This is a genomic window from Fodinicurvata fenggangensis DSM 21160, from assembly GCF_000686045.1.
In the GTDB taxonomy this organism is placed as follows: Bacteria; Pseudomonadota; Alphaproteobacteria; order Kiloniellales; family DSM-21159; genus Fodinicurvata; species Fodinicurvata fenggangensis.
The window spans coordinates 94780-115059 of record NZ_JMLV01000012.1 but is presented as its reverse complement, the minus strand read 5'-3'; the positions used below and the strand labels follow the sequence as shown (position 1 = coordinate 115059).

21 protein-coding genes and 1 tRNA gene are annotated in these 20280 nt (G+C 61.7%); 13 read left to right on the top strand and 9 right to left on the bottom strand.

The genetic code is table 11. From position 1 onward, the window contains the following. Positions 1-176 precede the first annotated feature (176 nt). Both BP38_RS23025 and BP38_RS23020 read right to left on the bottom strand, forming a co-directional pair. Positions 177-728 carry a metallophosphoesterase family protein gene (locus BP38_RS23025; protein WP_211250349.1) on the bottom strand — a complete coding sequence of 184 codons (552 nt, stop codon included), beginning with the start codon at positions 726-728 and terminating at the stop codon, positions 177-179. 89 nt (positions 729-817) lie between these two features. Beyond that, positions 818-1054, bottom strand: coding sequence for a metallophosphoesterase (locus tag BP38_RS23020; RefSeq protein WP_211250351.1), 237 nt, complete (start codon positions 1052-1054; stop codon positions 818-820). 8 nt (positions 1055-1062) lie between these two features. Between BP38_RS23020 and BP38_RS22705 the strand changes: the two genes are divergently transcribed. After that, positions 1063-1263 carry a hypothetical protein gene (locus BP38_RS22705; protein ID WP_155992463.1) on the top strand — a complete coding sequence of 67 codons (201 nt, stop codon included), beginning with the start codon at positions 1063-1065 and terminating at the stop codon, positions 1261-1263. 121 nt (positions 1264-1384) lie between these two features. On the opposite strand, the gene BP38_RS0115165 is transcribed toward BP38_RS22705, so the two are convergent. Together BP38_RS0115165 and BP38_RS0115160 are read right to left on the bottom strand one after the other, a co-directional pair. Next, positions 1385-1459 (bottom strand) — tRNA-Val (locus BP38_RS0115165). Positions 1460-1586: 127 nt separating this feature from the next. Beyond that, the gene (locus tag BP38_RS0115160) at positions 1587-1955 is read right to left on the bottom strand and encodes a response regulator (protein WP_026988431.1); all 369 of its coding nucleotides are present in this window, start codon (positions 1953-1955) and stop codon (positions 1587-1589) included. A 313-nt stretch (positions 1956-2268) separates the two neighbouring features. Here BP38_RS0115160 and BP38_RS0115155 point away from each other — a divergent pair, with 313 nt between their 5' ends. From BP38_RS0115155 to BP38_RS22700, 6 genes are all read left to right on the top strand, one after another. Continuing rightward, the gene (locus BP38_RS0115155) at positions 2269-3147 is read left to right on the top strand and encodes an N-formylglutamate amidohydrolase (protein ID WP_026988430.1); all 879 of its coding nucleotides are present in this window, start codon (positions 2269-2271) and stop codon (positions 3145-3147) included. 387 nt (positions 3148-3534) lie between these two features. Further along, entirely contained in the window at positions 3535-4296 is a 762-nt protein-coding gene (locus tag BP38_RS20955) for a lytic transglycosylase domain-containing protein (protein WP_245602427.1), read from the top strand. Between the two features lie 169 nt (positions 4297-4465). Next, positions 4466-5875 carry a 3-isopropylmalate dehydratase large subunit gene (leuC, locus tag BP38_RS0115145; protein ID WP_026988429.1) on the top strand — a complete coding sequence of 470 codons (1410 nt, stop codon included), beginning with the start codon at positions 4466-4468 and terminating at the stop codon, positions 5873-5875. Positions 5876-5904: 29 nt separating this feature from the next. Continuing rightward, entirely contained in the window at positions 5905-6513 is a 609-nt protein-coding gene (gene leuD / locus BP38_RS0115140; RefSeq protein ID WP_026988428.1) for a 3-isopropylmalate dehydratase small subunit, read from the top strand. A gap of 51 nt (positions 6514-6564) precedes the next feature. Beyond that, a complete protein-coding gene (leuB, locus tag BP38_RS0115135; protein ID WP_026988427.1) occupies positions 6565-7677 on the top strand; it encodes a 3-isopropylmalate dehydrogenase in 1113 nt (370 codons plus the stop codon). Between the two features lie 263 nt (positions 7678-7940). Then, the gene (locus BP38_RS22700; RefSeq protein WP_155992462.1) at positions 7941-8186 is read left to right on the top strand and encodes a hypothetical protein; all 246 of its coding nucleotides are present in this window, start codon (positions 7941-7943) and stop codon (positions 8184-8186) included. A 92-nt stretch (positions 8187-8278) separates the two neighbouring features. Here BP38_RS22700 and BP38_RS0115130 read toward each other — a convergent pair whose 3' ends face one another. Both BP38_RS0115130 and BP38_RS20950 read right to left on the bottom strand, forming a co-directional pair. Then, positions 8279-8890, bottom strand: a complete 612-nt coding sequence (locus tag BP38_RS0115130; protein ID WP_026988426.1) for a pyridoxamine 5'-phosphate oxidase family protein — start codon at positions 8888-8890, stop codon at positions 8279-8281. A gap of 58 nt (positions 8891-8948) precedes the next feature. Further along, positions 8949-9929, bottom strand: coding sequence for a L,D-transpeptidase family protein (locus BP38_RS20950; RefSeq protein WP_051609423.1), 981 nt, complete (start codon positions 9927-9929; stop codon positions 8949-8951). 92 nt (positions 9930-10021) lie between these two features. Between BP38_RS20950 and BP38_RS0115120 the strand changes: the two genes are divergently transcribed. Continuing rightward, entirely contained in the window at positions 10022-11035 is a 1014-nt protein-coding gene (locus BP38_RS0115120; RefSeq protein ID WP_026988425.1) for an aspartate-semialdehyde dehydrogenase, read from the top strand. Positions 11036-11071: 36 nt separating this feature from the next. Here the strand turns inward: BP38_RS0115120 and pdxY are convergent, their stop codons facing one another. Beyond that, positions 11072-11929, bottom strand: coding sequence for a pyridoxal kinase PdxY (gene pdxY / locus BP38_RS0115115; RefSeq protein WP_026988424.1), 858 nt, complete (start codon positions 11927-11929; stop codon positions 11072-11074). A gap of 154 nt (positions 11930-12083) precedes the next feature. Between pdxY and BP38_RS0115110 the strand changes: the two genes are divergently transcribed. Next, positions 12084-12971, top strand: a complete 888-nt coding sequence (locus tag BP38_RS0115110) for an HpcH/HpaI aldolase/citrate lyase family protein (RefSeq protein ID WP_026988423.1) — start codon at positions 12084-12086, stop codon at positions 12969-12971. Positions 12972-13028: 57 nt separating this feature from the next. Further along, a complete protein-coding gene (locus tag BP38_RS0115105) occupies positions 13029-14087 on the top strand; it encodes a MaoC family dehydratase (protein WP_026988422.1) in 1059 nt (352 codons plus the stop codon). A gap of 9 nt (positions 14088-14096) precedes the next feature. Here BP38_RS0115105 and BP38_RS0115100 read toward each other — a convergent pair whose 3' ends face one another. Together BP38_RS0115100 and BP38_RS0115095 are read right to left on the bottom strand one after the other, a co-directional pair. Further along, positions 14097-15176 (bottom strand): zinc-binding metallopeptidase family protein, encoded by a 1080-nt coding sequence (locus BP38_RS0115100; protein WP_026988421.1) that lies wholly within the window; start codon positions 15174-15176, stop codon positions 14097-14099. Then, on the bottom strand, positions 15173-16228 hold the full coding sequence (locus tag BP38_RS0115095; protein ID WP_245602426.1) for a fatty acid desaturase: 1056 nt from the start codon (positions 16226-16228) through the stop codon (positions 15173-15175). The genes BP38_RS0115100 and BP38_RS0115095 overlap by 4 nt, the downstream gene beginning before the upstream one ends. 802 nt (positions 16229-17030) lie before the next feature. Between BP38_RS0115095 and mdh the strand changes: the two genes are divergently transcribed. From mdh to sucD, 3 genes are all read left to right on the top strand, one after another. Beyond that, positions 17031-17987 carry a malate dehydrogenase gene (gene mdh, locus BP38_RS0115080; RefSeq protein ID WP_026988419.1) on the top strand — a complete coding sequence of 319 codons (957 nt, stop codon included), beginning with the start codon at positions 17031-17033 and terminating at the stop codon, positions 17985-17987. Positions 17988-18162: 175 nt separating this feature from the next. Then, a complete protein-coding gene (gene sucC / locus BP38_RS0115070; RefSeq protein WP_026988417.1) occupies positions 18163-19359 on the top strand; it encodes an ADP-forming succinate--CoA ligase subunit beta in 1197 nt (398 codons plus the stop codon). Continuing rightward, a complete protein-coding gene (gene sucD, locus BP38_RS0115065; RefSeq protein WP_026988416.1) occupies positions 19360-20238 on the top strand; it encodes a succinate--CoA ligase subunit alpha in 879 nt (292 codons plus the stop codon). Positions 20239-20280 lie beyond the last annotated feature (42 nt).

Genomic DNA, 20280 nt, shown 5'->3' with positions numbered 1-20280 from the left:
AACGTGGTCAGGCCACAAGATGTTAAGCGCTGCATCCCACCCCGTCACCGATCCTGGCCGGGATTGGTGACGGGGTATTTATAGCAGGCCAGAGACACATAAGGTGTTCGATCCCAGCATGTGGGGGGTCGGGGTTTGGTTGGACAGAAAATTCCCTTTTAGGAATAGAAGGCTGGTCATTGAGCGGGTGGAATTCTGGTCGCACTGTCCACCCAGACGAAGTTGTCTTCCGTCAGTTTCTGCTCGCCGTTCCAGCGATAGGCACAGAGCTTTCCGGAATGCTCCGGGTCGTCGCTTTCGGCGGCCACGCTGTAATCCAGGATCGCGATCTTGTCAGTCGTCGGTGAAGGCTGGCCGGTCAGCCAGTAATGCCCCAGGAACAGGGGATTCGCGTTGTCATATCCGGGCAGGCTGGCAGAGCCGACGAGCAGGTCGGGTATCCCTTCCCTGGCCTCCTGGTGAACGATCGCGACAGACTTGAAGCTTGCCTGCTCGTTGGCCCACCAGCGCGTGCGAATATTGCATCTCGGGTTTCCATCCTTGTCCGGAAAGGGATAGCCGTCGGGCAAGGCGATCTCGTATACCTTCAGGAGTGTCTCCAGCGCCGCATAGCCCCTGCTGCCCTTGCTTGCCAGCTCGGGCCAAGCCGTGGGCCGGATGGAACCATCCGGCGCCAGGTGGGGTGAGATGTCCTGCAGCGAGGCGTCGTGCCAGCAGGCATGGACCACTCGCAGCCCTTCAAGCTCCAGATAGATCGGTAGCGTCCGGAACCAGTCGACCAGTTCGTCATGAAGGGCGGAGCCCGCACCGACGGCGTTCAGAAAGGCACGATGCTGGACTGTGTTCTTGGCGGAGTGGGTGCGCAGAATTCGCCGTCACGCTCCGGGTGTGGCGTGGCATAGGAAACGGCGTTGAATTCGTGATTGCCCATGACGGCCAGGGCCGCGCCACCCTCCACCATGCCACGCGCCAGTTGCACGCTTTCAAGCTGTTCCGGCCCACGATCAACGAAATCCCCCAGGAAGATCGCCCTGCGTTCGGGGTCCGGTAACAGGTACTATCATGGCGATAGCCCAGCTTGCCCAGCAGGCGTTCAAGAGCAGAGGCATGGCCGTGTATGTCGCCTATCAGATCGTACAGAGCGGTTCTCCTTCATGGGTCCGGCCACAGCTGTGGATTGAAGCTGTTGAAGCGACGGGTGGACTGTCTGCGCGCATGGTCCTGGCCCTCTGCGGCTGGAACGGTGTAATAAACCGGGTCTGATGAATGCCCATCCCCCGTTCATGGGGAAGAGCCGGATGATTGGGGTGCGTGAGCAGCTGGTATTGATGGAGTGAGCCTGGCCGGTTCTCAGGCCTGCTCGTTACCACTTCGTTACCAAGGATGGTGGGCGCGGCTGGGATTGAACCAGCGACCCCTACGATGTCAACGTAGTGCTCTCCCGCTGAGCTACGCGCCCGCACCAGTTCGGCGATGCACGGGATGATCGCCTGCGGTAGGGCGGGCAGATAGCACCCTCGCTGGCGTTTGACAAGTCTCCTCTGCCTTCATTTTCGATGGCCCGAGCATTGTTCATGGAGCGGCCTTCACGCGGCTTCCAGCAGGGCTTCGACCTGGCGGACCAGGTCGCGCAGGTGGAAGGGCTTGGACAGCAGGCGGGCGCCCTCCGGTGCGTGCTCCACCCTGCCGTCGTGCATGGTGACCGCGGCAAAGCCGGTGATGAACATGATCCGGATAGCTGGATGGAGCGCTGCCGCCTGGCGGGAGAGTTCCATCCCGTCCAGCCCCGGCATGACGATGTCTGCAAGCAACAGGTCCACGGGGCGCTTCTTAAGGGTCTCCAGCGCTTCCAGGCCGTTGCCCGTGGCCGCGACAGAGTGTCCGGCCGATCCCAGTGCGCGCACCAGGACTCGGCGCAGACCCGGGTCGTCTTCCGCCAGCAGTATGCGCGCCATGGGTTTCCTGCCTCCACTCCGAGCCGGCGGCCCCGGGCGTCCTGCTCCGGGCAAGGGCTGCTTGTGTCCCGCCTGTCTGTCCTTCCAGCGCGCCGCTTCGGAGCATGACGCCCGGATGTGACGGCCTTGAGAGAGACAGATTAGCGGATTCGCCCCCCATAGGGGAGTCGTATTGCGCCTCGGCGCCAGGAATGACTCGACAGCGGCATGACGGGAGAGCGGCATGATGGGGCTAACGGCCAAAGAAATCGTTGCGAAGTGCCGGCAACATTCGGACATTGAGCGAAGGAATGAGGGATTTTGCGGAGTCAGCATGGACGGCCCGGCCCAGAGGACGGACATAGGCGAGAGCCACGAGGTCTTGCGCCCCAGGCGCCAGTGCCTGCCCCTCGTGGTGGCCTCGCCGCACAGCGGCAGCAGCTACCCGGCCGACTTCCTGGCGCGCTCGCGGCTGGACCCCCTGATGCTGCGTCGCTCCGAGGACAGCTTTGTCGACGAGATCTTCGCCGCGGCACCCGGACTGGGCGTCCCCTTGCTGCGTGCGCTCTTCCCGCGTGCCTATGTGGACCCCAACCGCGAGCCCTACGAACTGGATCCTTCCATGTTCGATGAGCCGCTGCCCGATTACGTCAATTCTTCTTCGCCCCGCGTTGCCGCCGGTCTGGGGACCGTGGCGCGCGTGGTGGCGAACGGTGCGGAAATCTACAAAGGCAAGCTGACTCTGGATGATGCCCTGAGGCGGATCGAGCGCTGCTATCGGCCCTATCACGACGCCTTGGCCGGCCTTCTGGCCGAAACCCGGGCGCAGTTCGGGGCCTGCCTGCTGCTCGACTGTCACTCAATGCCCTCCAGCGCACAGAACTGGGGGCGCGACCCGCGCGTGCCGACGATGGATATCGTGCTGGGGGATTGCCATGGTTCGGCCTGTGCGCCGGAGGTCACCGAATGCGCAACCGAAGTGTTGCGTGCGGCCGGCTATCGGGTGGGACGCAACAAGCCCTATTCGGGAGGCTATGTAACGCGGCACTACAGCCGGCCGCGCGAAGGCCTGCATTGCCTGCAGATCGAGATCAACCGCCGGCTCTACATGGATGAGGCGCGCATAGAGCGCACAGCGGGTCTGGACCGTCTTGCCAAAAGGATGCCGGAACTGATCCGGCACCTTGGTCAACTGGACCTTCAAGGCGCATAGAAGCAGGGCGGGGTGCGCCAGGGCCCTCGCGTGCAAGTCCAAGCGAGAGGCGTCCTGAAAGAAAAAAAGGGCCGTGCGCTATGCACGGCCCCAAGTCTAGGGAGGAAACGCCCTTAGAGACGTACGGCAAACGAAGAAAGTCCTTCATATGCCGCACTGCACAATATAAGGATTTTCCGGGCGCGTGCAAGGGTGAAAATAGTATCTAGTTGGAATACATATATATTCCACTATTAATAGCCGCCAGATAGTGCGTGGTTGCAGAGGCCGTTCTGTGCTGCAACGCACAATTCCGGGCGGCCGCGTATCTGGCTGCTCGGGGCCTAATTTCCTTATGTGGCATGAAGCTTGCTTCACTCCTTCTGTGAATTCACAGGAGGTTCCAAGGTGACCACTTTCGGCAGAGTGACTTTTTCCCTGATGTTTTTGGGGCTGCTTGTCTTCGCAGCCTGGCCGGTCAGAGCCGAGCAGCCGCAGTTTGCGCCCGCCGGTGTCGACTCCGACTGGACGCTCTGTGCGCGCAACATCGCCGAGGCGGAGCGCCTTCTGGGCGTGCCGGCAAGACTTCTGACAGCCATTGCGAAGGCGGAATCGGGGCGGCACAACAAGGAGCTGCGGGCAGTTTTTGCCTGGCCCTGGACCGTCATGGCCGAAGGCAGGGGGCGCTATCTGCCCAGTCGCGCCGCTGCAGTGCGTGAAGTGCGGCAACTGAAGGCCAAGGGGGTTCGCAACATCGATGTCGGTTGCATGCAGATCAACTTGATGTATCACCCGGATGCCTTCGACAGCCTGGAGCAGGCCTTCAATCCGGCCTACAACGTGGCCTACAGCGCGAAGTATTTGATCGACCACTACCGCAAATTCAACTCCTGGGAAGCCGCCGTGGGCCGCTACCACTCGGCAACGCCCAAGTACAACCTGCGTTATCGCACCAAGGTCATGGATATCTGGAACAAGGAACGGCAGAAGATGGCCTCTGGCAAGGAGGATGCCCCCCTTCCCGTCCAGCAGGCGTCTCGCAAGACAGACAGCAGCCAGTCGGCACCTGCAAGCAATTTACCCTACACGGCCAAGCCCCATTCGACCCAGCACTTTGCACACTCCTCGCAGATCCAGCCTGGACCAGGCGGGCCCTTCTTCGCACGCTAGAGTTCGCGCCGCGCCTGACTGGGGGAAAAACTTCGCGACAAAAAGCCGGGGGTGAATTGCGGTTCCCGGTGACCAGCGCTATTCTCGCCCGCCCCGGGGAAGACATGTCCCTGATCAGGGGCCATATATATTAGGACAATTCCCATTCGGAAGGGTTAGGAGCGAGAGTATGTCTCAGCCGCGTACGCTGTTCGACAAGATTTGGGACAGCCACGTTGTGGATCAGCAGGATGACGGAACCTGCCTGTTGTATATCGACCGTCACCTCGTGCACGAGGTGACCAGTCCGCAGGCCTTCGAGGGCCTGCGCATGGCCGGTCGCAAGGTTCGCCGCCCGGAAGCCACGCTAGCTGTTCCCGACCACAATGTGCCCACGGCGGATCGCGCCCGCGGCATCGAGGACGAGGAAAGCCGCATCCAGGTCAATACGCTGGAGCAGAACTGTGAAGAGTTCGGCGTTCCCATCTTCCGGATGAACGACGTGCGCCAGGGGATCGTGCACATCATCGGTCCGGAGCAGGGTCTCACCCAGCCCGGCATGACCATTGTCTGCGGCGACAGCCATACCTCCACCCATGGCGCCTTCGGGGCGCTGGCCTTCGGCATCGGCACCAGCGAGGTCGAACACGTCCTGGCCACCCAGACCCTCTATCAGACCCATGCCAAGAACATGCGCATCACGGTGGATGGACCGCTGCCCACCGGGGTGACGGCCAAGGACCTGATCCTGGCGATCATCGGCAAGATCGGCACGGCCGGCGGCACCGGCCATGTCATCGAGTATGCCGGCCAGGCGATCCGCGATCTGTCCATGGAAGGGCGCATGACGATCTGCAACATGTCCATCGAGGGCGGTGCCCGCGCCGGCCTGATTGCGCCCGACGATACCACAATCGAATACATCAAGGGACGTCCCTATGCGCCCAAGGGGGCGGCCTGGGAACAGGCCGAGGCCTTCTGGCGCTCGCTGCCGTCCGACGAGGGCGCGCGCTATGACAAGGAAGTCGTGCTCTCGGCTGACGAGATCGAGCCGCTGGTCACCTGGGGCACCTCGCCGGAGGATGTGCTGCCGATTTCCGGTGCCATCCCGCACCCCGAGGATGCACCGAACGAGAACAAGGCCACGGCCATCAAGCGGTCTCTTGAGTACATGGGCCTGACCCCCGGCACCCGCCTGCAGGACGTCGCCGTGGACAAGGTCTTCATCGGCTCCTGCACCAACGGGCGCATCGAGGACCTGCGCGAAGTGGCGCGTGTGGCCGAGGGCCGCCGTGTGGCCGACAGTGTCTATGCCATGATCGTGCCCGGCTCGGGCCTGGTGAAGGAGCAGGCCGAAGCAGAGGGCCTGGACCGCATCTTCCGCGAGGCCGGTTTCGACTGGCGCGAGCCGGGCTGTTCCATGTGCCTGGCCATGAACGCCGACAAGCTGAACCCAGGCGAACGCTGTGCCTCGACGTCCAACCGCAACTTCGAGGGCCGACAGGGCCCGGGCGGACGTACCCACCTGATGAGCCCGGCCATGGCGGCCGCGGCGGCGATTTCGGGTCACCTGAGCGACGTGCGTGAGCTGGCCTGCTGAGCAGGGCGCAAGCGAGAGGAGACAAGACAATGGAAAAGTTCGACAAGCTGACCGCCGTAGCCGCGCCCCTGCCCATGGTGAACGTGGACACCGACATGATCATTCCGGCGCGCTTCCTTAAGACCATCAAGCGCACCGGCCTCTCCGAGGGGCTGTTCTATGCCCTTCGACACGACAAGGACGGCAATCCCAAGGACTTCGTGCTGGATCGGCCGGCCTACAGGTCTGCGCAGATCCTGATCGTCGGCGACAACTTCGGCTGCGGCTCGTCGCGCGAGCACGCGCCCTGGGCGCTGCTGGATGCGGGCATCCGCTGCGTGATCGGTCCTTCGTTTGCCGATATTTTCCACAACAACTGCTTCAAGAACGGCATCCTGCCGATCGTCCTGCCACAGGAGGAGATCGACAAGCTGATGGAAGATGCCGAGCGGGGCGCGAATGCGACCCTGACGGTCGACCTGGAGAACCAGACGATCGAGGGACCCGACGGGGGACGCATCACCTTCGACATCGACCCCTGGAAGAAGCACTGCCTGCTCAACGGCCTGGATGATGTGGGCCAGACCCTGAACAAGGCGGCCGAGATCGACAGCTTCGAGAACACGCAGAAGGCCCGGCAACCCTGGCTCTATGCCTGAGCCAGGCCGGTTCCCCGAACGACACACAACAGACAGGACAAAGTAAGCAAGATGGCAGCCAACAAATCGATTCTGTTCCTTCCCGGTGATGGCATCGGGCCCGAAGCCATGAGCCAGGTACGCCGGGTCATCGATTGGATGGGGCGTGAGCGTTCCGTTTCCTTCGAGCTGGACGAGGACCTGGTCGGCGGGGCGGCCATCGATGCGCACGGCGTGCCCCTGACCGACGCCACCATGGACAAGGCACTGAATGTGGATGCCGTGCTGCTGGGGGCCGTGGGCGGTCCGAAATGGGACGATCTGCCTTTCGAGAAGAAGCCGGAACGCGGCCTGCTGCGCCTGCGCAAGGAGATGGAGCTCTATGCCAACCTGCGCCCGGCGCTCTGTTTCGAGGCGCTGGTCAGTGCCTCCAGTCTGAAGCCGGAAATTGTCTCGGGCTTGGACATCATGATCGTGCGCGAGTTGACCGGCGGGGTCTATTTCGGCGAGCCGCGCGGCATCGAGGAGCTGCCCGACGGACAGCGCCGCGGCATCAACACCCAAGTCTACACGACGAACGAGATCCGGCGCGTGGGCGATGTGGCCTTCGACCTGGCGCGCAAGCGTAGCGGGCGTGTAACCTCCAGTGAGAAGGCCAACGTGATGGAGTCCGGTGTGCTCTGGCGCCAGGAGATCACGAAGCTGCACCAGGAGAAGCACAGCGACATCAAGCTGGACCACATGTACGCCGACAATGCCGGCATGCAGCTTGTGCGCAACCCCAAGCAGTTCGATGTAATCGTCACCGATAACCTGTTCGGCGACCTGCTGTCCGATGTGGCCGCCATGCTGACCGGTTCGCTGGGCATGCTGCCTTCGGCCTCAATTGGTGATGTAGACGAGAGCGGTCGGCGCAAGGCCCTCTACGAGCCGGTGCATGGCTCGGCCCCCGACATTGCCGGGCAGGACAAGGCCAATCCTCTTGCGACCCTGCTCAGCTATGCCATGGCGCTGCGCTATACCTTCGATTTGGCAGAAGAAGCCGACCTGATCGAACAGGCGGTGCAGAATGTCCTCGATGCCGGATTGCGGACGCCCGACATCATGGCCGCGGGCACGAAAGCCGTTTCGACCAGCCAGATGGGCGATGCCGTACTCGCGGAGTTGGAGCGCCTCAACGGCTGATCGCAGTGAGGCGTGATTGCCTCAACTTTGCCGCAAAGTTTACCAATAATGAACGATATCACATCCCCTTCTCGCCGTTAGGCTGTGACGCTTTCCGGGCGAATCAAGGGGGTGTGGAGGTGATTGGTTGCAATTTTGGGACATTATAGGGACCCACCTTGCAATATTCCCGATTGAACCACACCTTGTGCACTAGTCCTTCCCGAGAGGAAGGTAGAAGCAGAATTATAAATCTTCGAACAATGGATTTAAGGGGACTCAACATGTCCAAGTTCGCACGTACATTTGCTATCGTCGGTATCGCGACCCTCAGTGCAACAGGCCTTGCTGCCTGCTCAACTGCTATGAGCGAAGAGGATAAATCTCAGCTCCAGGCTTCCGTTGAGCGAGCTGAACAGGCTGCACGTTCCGCAGAGGACTCTGCTGTTCGGGCAGAATCTGCAGCTGAGCGGGCTGAAGGTGCGGCCGCACGCGCCGACCGTGCTTTCGAAAGCTCGGTTCGCAAGTAAGCCTTACGGCGGCTTGTCAAAGAAAAACCCGGTCCTATTTCAGGGCCGGGTTTTTTGATGTTGGATAGGCGCGGAAGAGGGGTGAGCCCTGCTTACCATAGCGTCTTCACGGCTCGTTCCGCCCAGTCCCGATCAAAGCTCTCGCCATTGATACGTGCATCCGATGCCGCTTCCAGGATATCTCCGGCGCTGGGCAGGCTTTTCGGATCCACCTGGCTGTCGCTGTCCCAGAGTCCGGCCCGCAGGACGGCGCGCGCACATTGGAAGTAGACCGTTTCGACGGAGATCACCAGGGCTGTCTTCGGCAGCTTGTCGTCGATTGCCAGGCTTTCGAGCAGGACTGGATCGTCGGAGATAACCGCCCGTCCGTTCACCCGCAGGGTCGTGCTGCTGCCCGGGATCAGGAACAGCAGGGCCACACGAGGATCGTTCAGGATGTTGCGAAGGGAATCCAGGCGGTTGTTGCCCTTGCGATCCGGCAGGACCAGGGTTCGGTCATCCTGGACCTTCAGGAAGCCGGGCCGGTCGCCGCGCGGAGAGCAATCCAGGCCTTCAGGGCCCGACGTTGCAAGGATTGCAAAGGGCGAGGCCTCGATCAGACGTGCGTAGGGTGCGATGATCCTGTCGGTTTCCTTCAGGCGCGCGGCATCGGAGATGCGTGCATCGTAAAGCGTTTCCAGTTCTTCTATGGTCTCGATGGCCACGTCCGCTCCTGTCCGTCCTGAAAATCAGCCTTCGCACCGGATTGCAGTTGGATAGAGATTACACGTTGACCTGTATCGGGTAACCAGGGCGCTCCATGCCGGCTTTCTCGATGGCCTGCCAATTCAGGCGTCCCTTGTCCTTGCCGGCCGCACGCATGACGCGGTTGATCAGGTTGGCGGGCATTTCGCGTTCGAAATAGCCGCTGATTTCCACCTGGTCGGCCTGCTTCTGGGTGGGGTGAACCTCAAGGTAAAGGGCACTTCCCACCCAGGCGATCTTGACCGGCTCGTCGAGGACCTGCACCCCGGTTCCAATGGGGACAGTGGGGTAAAGTGTCTCGACATCCTCCGGGTACATGCGGATACAGCCGGCACTGGCACGCCGTCCAATGCCATAGGGATTGTTGGTCCCATGGATCAGGTACGCCGGCCAGCCCAGGTAGAGGGCGCGCGTGCCCAGGGGATTCTCGGGACCGGGTGGTACGACGTCTGGGAGCTCCGGCTTTTCGGCCTTGATGGACTCCGGTGGATACCAGGTCGGGTCCTCGGTCTTGCGTTCGATGCGTGTGCTGCCCAGCGGTGTGGTGCGACCCTCGCGGCCGATGCCGATAGGGTAGAAGACGGGCAGGCTGTCGGCTTCCCGGAAATGATAGAGGCGCATTTCCGGAAGATTGATGACAATGCCCTTGGGGTTGACGGGCGGCAGAAGACTCTGTGTCGGCAGAACGATTTCCGTTCCCTCGCCCGGCAGCCAGACATCCACATCGGGATTGGCGGCGCGCAGGGCCACGAAGCCGATGCCCATGCGCGTTGCGATATCCACCAGGGTGTCGTCCTTCCTGGCCTGGTAATGACGAAGTTCTCCCACCAGGCGGCTTTCGGGACGTTCACCTTCTTCAGTGGCGGTGCCGTCAACGGCAAGGGCCTGTCCGGCGGACAGTGCCGTCGAACTCAGGGCGCCTGCAGCAACGGCCCAGGCACTGGCCTGAAGGAAGCTGCGGCGGGAGAAAAATGGCTTATCTTGACGTGCTTGAGGCATGGCATTGTTCCATCTGCATCTCTTGCAAAACAGCGGCAAAGGTCTAAAGTCCAAGCCCCGTTCAGGCGTAAGTTAAATATGGATAAGTTACTATGGGTTACAAGGTGGCAGTTGTCGGGGCAAGCGGCAACGTTGGTCGCGAAATGCTCACGATCCTTTCCGAGCGTGGATTCCCCGCTGACGAGGTCTATGCCGTCGCTTCAGAGCGTTCGGCGGGCAGTGAGGTTTCCTTCGGCGAGGACAAGGTCCTGAAAATCCAGGACCTGGCCAAGTTCGACTTCACCGGTGTCGATATCGCGCTCTTCTCGCCGGGTGGCAAGGTTTCCGAGCAGTACGCGCCGATTGCCGCGCGCGCCGGAACCGTGGTGATCGACAACACCTCGCATTTTCGCATGGATCCTGACGTTCCGCTGGTGGTGCCCGAAGTCAACCCCGAAGCCATTGCCGGCTATGGGCGCAAGAACATCATAGCCAATCCCAACTGCTCGACGATCCAACTGGTGATGGCGCTGAAGCCCTTGCATGAAGTCATGCCCATCGAACGGGTCGTGGTCTCCACCTACCAGTCGGTTTCCGGCAGCGGGAAAGAGGGGATGGACGAGCTGTTCAACCAGACGCGCGCCATCTACGTGAACGACCCCATCAAGAAGGAACAGTTCACCAAGCAGATTGCCTTCAACGTCATCCCGCATATCGATGTCTTCATGGACGATGGCTCGACCAAGGAAGAGTGGAAGATGACGGTCGAGACCAAGAAGATCATGGATCCGCAGATCAAGCTGCACGCCACCTGTGTGCGCGTGCCGGTCTTCATTGGCCATGGTGAGGCCGTGAACATCGAGTTCATGGACGAACTGGGCGAGGATCGCGCCCGCGAGATCCTGCGCGAGGCGCCGGGCATCTCGGTGGTCGATCACCGTGTCGACGAAGGCTATGTCACCCCGGCCGAGTGTGCCGGCGAAGATTCCGTCTTCGTCAGCCGCATCCGCCAGGATCCGACCGTCGACAACGGGCTGGCCCTGTGGGTCGTCTCCGACAACCTGCGCAAGGGCGCCGCCCTCAACACGGTCCAGATCGCCGAGAAACTGGTCGAAAGCTACCTCTGAACGGCGGCAACACCGGAGAAGGATCGGGGACGTATTCTACCCCACCTTTTCCGGCGTGAAGCGTTTGTCCGGGCTCACGAAGCGGTCCTGCGCGGCAATCAGCTGCAGTTCCCGCGTGCCCGCCTGCAATGTGGCTGAAATGATCTCGAAGACAGCCGCCGCCATGGCGGCCAGGCTATCGGGGGCCGAGTGCGTTTTCAGGAAATGCGCCAGGAACAATGCCGTGACGGCGTCACCGGCGCCGTTCGGCGGGATTTCGAGTGGCAGCATGGGCGTACGCACGCGCCAGGCACCTTCGCCTGACACCGCCAGCATTTCGATGGAATCGTCCGGGGTCTCCGAGGTGCGCAGCGAGGTGACCACGACCACTTCGGGGCCCAGGGTGCGGGCCTTGTGAGCTGCCTCGATGGCGTGCTCCAGATCGCTTGGCGTTTCCCCCGTCAGCAGTTCCAGTTCGAACTGGTTGGGCGTGATAATGTCCGCGGCCGGGACAGCACGCTGTTTCATGAAGTCGGGAATTTCCGGCTGCACGAAGATGCCGCGGCCAACATCCCCCATGACCGGATCACAGGTATAGAGTGCCGTCGGTCGGGCTTCGCGAACGCGGTCCACGGTGGACAGAATGGTCTCGCCCAGCTTGGCCGCGCCCAGGTAGCCCGACAGCACCGCTTCGCAGGAGTCCAGCGGCGCGCGCTCGAAAATCCCGGAAAGGACCGAGGAGATGTGCTCGGGCGTGAAGATTTCCCCGGTCCAGCTGCCGTATCCCGTATGATTGGAGAACTGGACCGTGTTGACGGCCCAGACATCGAAACCGAGGCGTTGCAGCGGGAAGACGGCGGCGCGGTTTCCGACGTAACCATAGGCGACATGGGACTGGACGGAGAGTATGCTCATTTGGGACTTTCCAATGGATTGACGATTTTTCTTTCCGGCAAACTTGCTGCAGTGGCCCTGCTTCGGCAAGAATTCCTTTGATTATAAGAACGATCTGTCGGTCAGGTCGCTGAGAAGGCCTCGACAGACCATACGACAAGAGAGGTAGAGCAGAATGACCGAGACCTTCCGCCCGCGCCGCAGTGTCCTCTACATGCCTGGCTCGAACACACGGGCTCTTGAAAAGGGCCGTGGACTTCCGGCGGATGCCCTCATCCTGGATCTCGAGGATGCCGTGGCGCCCGATACCAAGGACGAGGCGCGCGCAAACATCGCCGAGGCCGTAAAGCAGGGTGGCTACGGGCGTCGTGAGATCATCGTGCGCGTCAACGGGCTGGATAGCGATTGGGGACGCGCGGACATCGAGGTCCTGGCGAATTGCGGGGCCGATGCCCTGCTGCTTCCCAAGGTGGAATCGGCGGACATGGTCCAGAAGGCCGAGGCGTTGATGTTGAAGGCCGGGGCGCCGGACAGCGTCGGCCTGATGTGCATGATGGAGACTCCGCGCGGAATCCTGAATGCCGACGAGATCGCACAGGCCAGCAAGCGGTTGACCTGTCTGGTGATGGGAACCTCGGACCTGGTGAAGGAACTGAATGCCGAGCATACCCATCAGCGCCTGCCGGTCCTGACCTCGCTGTCGCTCTGTGTCCTGGCCGCCCGCGCCGCTGGTCTCGCGATCGTCGATGGCGTGCATCTGGACCTGAGCGACGACGCGGGATTTGCCGAGCATTGCCGCCAGGGCCGTGAGCTCGGCTTCGACGGCAAGACGCTGATCCATCCCAAGACCATTGCCAAGGCCAATGAGGCCTTCGCACCCTCCGCCGACGAAGTGGCCGAGGCCAAGCGCATTATCGAGGCCCATGCCGAAGCCGTGCGTGAAGGCAAGGGTGTGGTCGTCCTGGATGGAAAGCTGATCGAGAACCTGCATGTGGAAACGGCCAAACGGAGCGTGGCCCTGGCCGAAGCCATCAAGGAACTGGAGGATCAGGCGGCGTCCTAAGGGCAAAGCCGTACCAGGCTGCAGGACGAACCCAGCAGGCAGAACAGGGAGAAGACCGTGAGTGACAAGGCCTTTCAAGGCAATTTCTTCGAGGATTTCACGCTTGGCCAGGACATCCGGCATGCCACGCCGCGCACGGTGACGGAAGGCGATGTCGCGCTCTACATGGCGCTTACGGGCAGTCGCTTTGCCCTGAATTCCTCTGCGGATTTTGCCGTTTCGCTGGGCCTGGATGAGGCGCCGCTGGACGACCTGCTGGTCTTTCACGTGGTTTTCGGCAAATCGGTGCCGGACATCTCGCTCAATGCCGTGGCCAATCTCGGTTATGCCGAGTGCCGCTTCGGTATTCCGGTCTATCCCGGGGATACCCTGACGGCCTATTCACAGGTGATCGGTCTCAAGCAGACATCCGCGGGCAATACCGGGATCGTCTATGTCCAGACCACGGGGGTGAACCAGCTGGGCGAGCCGGTCCTGGACTTCAAGCGCTGGGTTCTGGTCAACAAGCGCGATCCGGACTCACCGGCGCCGCAAACCCAGGTTCCGGAGCTGGCCGATGCGGTCGCGGCGGAAGACCTGGTGCTGCCCGAAGGCCTCGATTGCAGCGGCTATGACGCCGAGCTGGCAGGCAGTTCACATTTCTGGGAAGACTACGCGGTTGGTGAACGCATTGACCACGGGGACGCCATGACCCTGGAGGAAGCCGAGCACCAGATGGCAACCCGTCTGTACCAGAACACCGCCCGGGTGCATTTCGACCAACTGGCGGCCAACAGCAACCGTTTCGGGCGGCGGATCGTTTATGGCGGCCACGTCATCTCCCTGGCCCGGGCGCTCAGCTTCAATGGCCTGGGCAATGCTTTCCGGATCGCTGCCATCAATGGGGGACGCCATGTTTCGCCCACCTTCGCGGGGCATACGCTTTTTGCCTGGTCGGACGTGCTGCAGAAGATGGAGCTACCTGGACGTGAGGACCTCGCGGCCTTGAGGCTGCGCACCTTGGCAACGAAGGACCGGCCCTGTGCTGATTTCCCCGACAAGGGGGAAGACGGAAAGCCCGATCCCGCCGTTGTCCTGGACCTGGATTATACCGTCCTGATGCCACGGCGCGGATAGCTTTCTGATCTAGCCGGAGTGCCTGGCGCTGGTCTGGACGAGGCCATGCACGAAGCGCAGCTTGCCCATGACAGTCGGCGTCAGCACAAAGGGATAGAGGTCGGGTTGGCCCATGCTGTGACTGAGACTGTTGATGGCAAAGGTCAGGGCAGGCCAGGCCGCGAATATGCGGTCGAAATCCGCTTCCTCGTAGGGGTCGATGTCAAAGGTCCGGGCGAGCTCGGGATCGCGGCCGGTGCGGGGCGCAATCTGCAATTGGAAGGCATGAGCCGTTTCCAGGGTGTCGAGGATATGCAGGTAATGCGCCCAGCACTCGGCGAAGTCCTCCCAGGGATGGGCACTGGCATAGCTGCTGATGTAGTGGTCCTGCCAGTTGGGCAGCGGCCCTCGATTATAGTGGGTCTGTAGCGCTTCAGCGTAGTCCTGGCGCTCGTCACCGAACAGATCGCGAAAGGCCCTGTGCCAGACACCGTTGCGCACCAGCCTTTCCCAGTAGTGATGTCCGATCTCGTGCCGGAAATGCCCGAGCAGGGTGCGATAGGGCTCTGCCATCTGCAGGCGATGGCGTTCCCGGGCCGCATCGTCGGCTTCCGAAATATCCAGTGTGATCAGGCCCTCGGCATGCCCTGTCATGACCTGGGGGGAGTCCCCGAACGGCTCGGGAGCCTGGCCCAGGAAGTCGAAGGCCAGGCCATGCGTGGCATCTTCGCGCCTGTCCACCAGCGGCAGCCCAAGGCGCAACAGGCCGTAGAAGAGCCGGTGCTTGGCACCTTCGATTCTTTGCCAGAGCAACAGGTTCCGCGCATCCGAGAGATCGGGTATCGTCCGGTTGTGCCGGCAGGCGCGGCAGTAGACCTCGTCGCTGCCACGCGGGACAAGCCAGTTGCAGGCGTCATGGGCGGCATTGGCGCAGAAGCGGAAGACCTGGCCAGGTGCGGCCAAGGCTTGCCAGTGGCCGTCGTCTGACGGTGAGAGCGCGCTCAGCGTCGTTGCTTCGGGAATGTAGCCCAGTGCCATGCTGCAGTGTTCGCACCTCGTGTTCTCGAAATAGAGGCGCTGCCTGCAGTTCTGGCACTCGAAGAGCTTCATGCAGGCGCCCTGGCTTGCGGCTGTTCGCGATTCATCTGCCGGATGGTCACCATTTTCTCGCGGCTTTCATCCCAGAGCAGGTACCAGAGCGCGCGCATTGCCTCGCGGAAGTTCAGTTGCGCTGCGCCTTGCAAGGCCGGCAAGGCCTCGTGGCAGCTCTTCAAGCGATAATTCGGGACTCTCGGATTGAGATGGTGAACATGGTGATAGCCGATGTTGCCCGTGAACCAGCGCAGGATGCCGGGCAGGTTCAGAAAGGTCGAGCCCCTGAGTGAAGCTGCCTGCGCACTCCATCGATCATGCCGGAACCATTCGGTGTTCTCGCTGCGATGCTGTACCGAGAACAGCCAGACACCAATGATCGCGGCCAGCACCATGACCGGCAACTGAACCAGGGCAACCCGCTCGAAGCCCAGGAACAGGCCGAGAGCCACGACCAGGCCGACCAGTGCAATGTTCGTCAGGTAAACGCCCCGTCTTTCACGCTGCCAGCTGCGTGGCATGTCAAAGGGCAGGCGGTACAGCAGCAGGAAGATCAGCGGCGGCAGCAGAAGATTGGCGACCAGCGGATGGCGTGCCGTACGGTATACCCAGCGTTGGCGAGGGCTCAAAGCCAGGTATTCCTGGGTGGTCAGGCAGGAGGAATAGATATCCGCTCCGCTCTGGCGGCGGTCCAGGTCGTTCCAGATGCCATGGTGTCCCGCATGCTGGCGGCGCCAGGATGTGTAGGGAGTCAAGGTCAGCAGGCCACAAATGAAACCCGTGACGTTGTTGGCCTTGCGTGAGCGGAAGAAGGAGTAGTGGCCGCAATCGTGCTGTATGATGAAGATGCGGACAAGGAAGAGTGCGGCCAGGGGGGCGGGCAGCAGGGCAAGCCAGTAGGATTGCGCGGCCAGCAGATACATGCCTGCGCAGGTCAGGATGAAGCCCCCGAAAGAGGTGGCTAGCTGGCCCAGGCTTTCATGGAGCGTCGGCGTCTGGAAAGGGGCGGTGGCACGCTGAAGTTCAGCTTGGGTGGGGGAAGTTTTCCCCTGGGTTTCTTCTTGAATCACTGTGGTCTTTCATGGGCTTGTGCTTTGAAGCCACGTCATTTTCCTGCATGTTCCATACCGTGTTTACGGCCGAAAGCGGAAATAACCGTAGAGTCTCTATGTAAATATTATATTCTGGGAATCAATAATGCAGTCCCCATATATTTGATACCGGTGAATTGATGCCGGAAATTACGAAAGAAAATTTCAATGTCCTTCAAAGATTTCTCTTCGAAACAGAAACCGAAACCTGAAGACAAAGCCGAGACGAAGACGGCTGAAGCTCCTGCCGGCACAGGCAAGAGTGGCGGCTCCGGCAAGGAGACCAAGCCCGCCGGCTAATACCTGCCAGCTGATGCTCGCCAGTTGAAGCTCTGCGCTTGCCCGTGCCCGACTGTCCGGTGGTGCGATCACTGCCGGACAGAGAGGTTTGTGGGCCTAACCGACTCTGCAAGGAAAACAGGACATGACCTTCTTCCAGCCCGTGGGCGAGAGCCCGTCGGGAGACAAGCCAAATATGGCCGATGGCAAGACCAGGCAATGCCTGCGTTGCCACGTCTCTTTCGAAAGTGAATGGGCAGGAGAACGCATCTGCGTTCGCTGCAAGGGGACCCGGAGTTGGCGCAATGGGGCCCCGGTGCAAAGCTTCTCGACGAGCGGGAGAAGCTAGAGCAGGCAGATCTGCCACTCAAGGTTGATAGACTGTTCTGAAAGGAGGCTCCCGCAGTCGCCGGTCCCTTGCTCGCTGGAGGCAAAGGGCGTAAACAGCCCGTGAATTTCACAAGGGCGGGTTGCCCGACCACAGCTTTCGAGGAGTCGTCTCATGGCACGAAGCAAAATTGCACTTATCGGCGCAGGCAATATTGGCGGTACGCTGGCGTTGCTCGCTGGCCTCAAGGAACTGGGCGACGTGGTGCTCTTCGACATTGCCGAAGGCCTTCCCCAGGGCAAGGCGCTGGATATCGCGCAGTCTGCGCCGGTCGAGGGGTTCGATGCAAAGCTGAAGGGTGCCAACTCCTATGCCGACATCGAAGGCGCCGATGTGGTGATCGTCACCGCGGGTGTGCCGCGCAAGCCGGGCATGAGCCGCGACGATCTGGTCGAAACCAACATGAAGGTCATGAACTCCGTGGGCGAAGGCATCAAGACCTACGCGCCCGATGCCTTCGTGATCTGCATAACCAACCCCCTGGATGCCATGGTGTGGGTGCTGCGCGAGGCAAGCGGCCTGCCGCACAACAAGGTGGTTGGCATGGCCGGCGTCCTGGACTCCGCGCGCTTCCGTCATTTCATCGCCGAAGAGGTCAAGGTCTCCGTCGAGGACGTGCGCGCCTTCGTCCTGGGCGGTCACGGCGACTCCATGGTGCCCATGACCCGCTATTCCACAGTGGCCGGTATCCCCCTGCCGGACCTGGTCGAGATGGGCTGGATCGATGCCAAGCGTGTCGAAGAGATCGTGCAGCGCACCCGGGACGGTGGCGCGGAGATCGTCGGCCTGCTGAAGAGCGGCTCGGCCTTCTATGCGCCGGCTTCATCGGCAATCGAGATGGCCGAGAGCTACCTGAAGGACAAGAAGCGAATCCTGCCCTGTGCCGCCTACCTCGACGGTGAATACGGTGTCGACGGCATGTATGTCGGCGTCCCCGTGGTCATTGGTGACGAGGGGGTCGAGCGCATTGTCGAGCTGCAGCTGACCGATGAGGAACGCAAGGACTTCGAGACCTCGGTGGACACAGTGCGCGGCCTTCTGGACACCTGCAAGAAGCTGGCCGGCGGCTGATGCAGCCAGCCTTGGGCAACCCTGACCGGGCGCTGCAAAAGGCGGTCGCGACGGTTGCGTGTTACTGGCAGGGTGATAAAGTGACGCGCGCTTCCGGTGCGCAAGAGGATGTGGCGGGATCGCCCCGCCATGTCGTCACCCGCAGACTGATCACGAACATCACGAACGGACCAGCATGAATATCCACGAATATCAGGCAAAGAGCCTGCTGGCGAAGTTCGGCGTTGCCGTGCCGAAGGGCCAGGTGGCCTATACGCCGGCGGAGGCCGAGAAGGCAGCTGACGAACTGGGCGGCCCCGTCTGGGTCGTCAAATCCCAGATCCATGCGGGCGGACGGGGCGCCGGCCGCTTCAAGGAGGATCCGGATGGCAAGGGCGGCGTCCGGGTCGTCAAGTCCAAGGACGAGGTGCGCGACAGCGCCCAGCAGATGCTGGGCTCTACGCTCGTCACCAAGCAGACCGGCCCCGAGGGCAAGCAGGTCAAGCGACTCTATATCGAGGAAGGCTGCGACATCGCGCGCGAGCTTTACCTGTCGATGCTGCTGGACCGCGCCACCTCGCGTGTCACCATCGTGGCCTCCACTGAAGGCGGCATGGAGATCGAGGAAGTGGCCGCTGAAAGCCCCGAGAAGATCGTCAAGGAGGCGATCGACCCGGCCATTGGCTTCATGCCCTATCAGGGCCGCAAGATCGCCTTTGCGCTGGGCCTGGAAGGCAAGCAGGTCGGCGCCGCGGTCAAGTTCCTGGGCGCCATGTACAAGGCCTTTACCGAGCTGGATGCCTCGCTTATGGAGATCAATCCGCTGGTGGTAACCGGTGAGGGCGGCGTGCTGGCCCTGGATGCCAAGATGAACTTCGACGACAACGCCTTGTTCCGCCACAAGGAAGTGGCCGAACTGCGCGATGAAGACGAAGAAGATCCCATGGAGATCGAAGCCAGCCAGCACGAGCTGAATTACATCAAGCTGGACGGCAACATCGGCTGCATGGTCAATGGTGCGGGCCTGGCCATGGCGACCATGGACATCATCAAGCTCTACGGCGGTGAGCCGGCCAACTTCCTGGATGTGGGCGGCGGTGCCACCAAGGAGCGGGTGACGGCAGCCTTCAAGATTATTCTGTCCGATCCGAACGTCGAGGGCATCCTGGTCAACATCTTCGGCGGCATCATGCGCTGTGACGTCATTGCCGAGGGCGTTGTCGCGGCCGCGCGGGAGGTTTCCCTGCATGTGCCATTGGTTGTGCGTCTGGAAGGCACGAATGTCGAATTGGGCAAGAAGATTCTGGAAGAATCGGGCCTGCCGATCGTTTCGGCCGATGATCTGGCGGACGCAGCCGAGAAGATCGTGAAAGCGGTAAAGGAGGCTGCATAAATGTCAGTACTCGTCGACAAGAACACGCGCGTCATCTGCCAGGGTTTCACCGGCGCGCAGGGAACATTCCACAGCGAACAGGCCATCGCCTATGGCACGCAGATGGTCGGCGGTGTCACGCCGGGCAAGGGCGGTTCGAAGCACCTGGACTTGCCGGTCTTCAACACCGTCAGCGATGCCGTTTCGGAAACCGGGGCCAATGCCAGTGTAATCTATGTGCCGCCACCCTTTGCGGCCGATGCGATCCTGGAAGCCATTGACGGGGGTATCGAGCTGGTGGTCTGCATCACCGAGGGCATTCCCGTCCTGGACATGGTGAAGGTCAAGCGCGCCCTGGCCGATTCCAATACACGGCTGATCGGGCCCAATTGCCCGGGCATCATCACGCCGGATGCCTGCAAGATCGGCATCATGCCAGGGCATATCCACAAGCGCGGCAAGATCGGCATTGTCTCGCGTTCCGGCACCCTGACCTATGAGGCCGTGGCCCAGACCACCGCCACCGGCCTGGGGCAATCCACCTGCATTGGCATTGGTGGCGACCCGGTCAACGGCACCAATTTTGTCGACTGCATCAAGCTGTTTCTGGATGATGACGAGACCGAAGGCATCATCATGATCGGTGAGATCGGCGGCGATGCCGAGGTCGAGGCGGCCGAGTTCCTGAGAGATGCGCCGCGGAAGAAGCCGGCTGCCGGTTTCATTGCCGGCCGTACGGCGCCACCGGGCCGTCGCATGGGGCATGCCGGTGCCGTGATCTCCGGCGGCAAGGACACCGCCGATTTCAAGATCAAGGCCCTGCAGGATGCCGGCGTCCACGTCTCGGAGTCGCCGGCGCACCTGGGACGCACTATGTTAGAGGCACTTAAGGCCGCGTAAGGCCGCGACCCGATCAGAAGGAGAGGCGGCGGGGTCCGCCAG

Bases quoted from the DNA above. Each gene is read 5' to 3' on its own strand.
- BP38_RS22705 (WP_155992463.1), top strand. From the start codon at position 1,063: ATGGCGATAGCCCAGCTTGCCCAGCAGGCGTTCAAGAGCAGAGGCATG.
- BP38_RS0115160 (WP_026988431.1), bottom strand. From the start codon at position 1,955: ATGGCGCGCATACTGCTGGCGGAAGACGACCCGGGTCTGCGCCGAGTC.
- BP38_RS0115155 (WP_026988430.1), top strand. From the start codon at position 2,269: ATGGACGGCCCGGCCCAGAGGACGGACATAGGCGAGAGCCACGAGGTC.
- leuC (WP_026988429.1), top strand. From the start codon at position 4,466: ATGTCTCAGCCGCGTACGCTGTTCGACAAGATTTGGGACAGCCACGTT.
- leuD (WP_026988428.1), top strand. From the start codon at position 5,905: ATGGAAAAGTTCGACAAGCTGACCGCCGTAGCCGCGCCCCTGCCCATG.
- leuB (WP_026988427.1), top strand. From the start codon at position 6,565: ATGGCAGCCAACAAATCGATTCTGTTCCTTCCCGGTGATGGCATCGGG.
- BP38_RS22700 (WP_155992462.1), top strand. From the start codon at position 7,941: ATGTCCAAGTTCGCACGTACATTTGCTATCGTCGGTATCGCGACCCTC.
- BP38_RS20950 (WP_051609423.1), bottom strand. From the start codon at position 9,929: ATGCCTCAAGCACGTCAAGATAAGCCATTTTTCTCCCGCCGCAGCTTC.
- BP38_RS0115120 (WP_026988425.1), top strand. From the start codon at position 10,022: ATGGGTTACAAGGTGGCAGTTGTCGGGGCAAGCGGCAACGTTGGTCGC.
- pdxY (WP_026988424.1), bottom strand. From the start codon at position 11,929: ATGAGCATACTCTCCGTCCAGTCCCATGTCGCCTATGGTTACGTCGGA.
- BP38_RS0115110 (WP_026988423.1), top strand. From the start codon at position 12,084: ATGACCGAGACCTTCCGCCCGCGCCGCAGTGTCCTCTACATGCCTGGC.
- BP38_RS0115100 (WP_026988421.1), bottom strand. From the start codon at position 15,176: ATGAAGCTCTTCGAGTGCCAGAACTGCAGGCAGCGCCTCTATTTCGAG.
- mdh (WP_026988419.1), top strand. From the start codon at position 17,031: ATGGCACGAAGCAAAATTGCACTTATCGGCGCAGGCAATATTGGCGGT.
- sucC (WP_026988417.1), top strand. From the start codon at position 18,163: ATGAATATCCACGAATATCAGGCAAAGAGCCTGCTGGCGAAGTTCGGC.
- sucD (WP_026988416.1), top strand. From the start codon at position 19,360: ATGTCAGTACTCGTCGACAAGAACACGCGCGTCATCTGCCAGGGTTTC.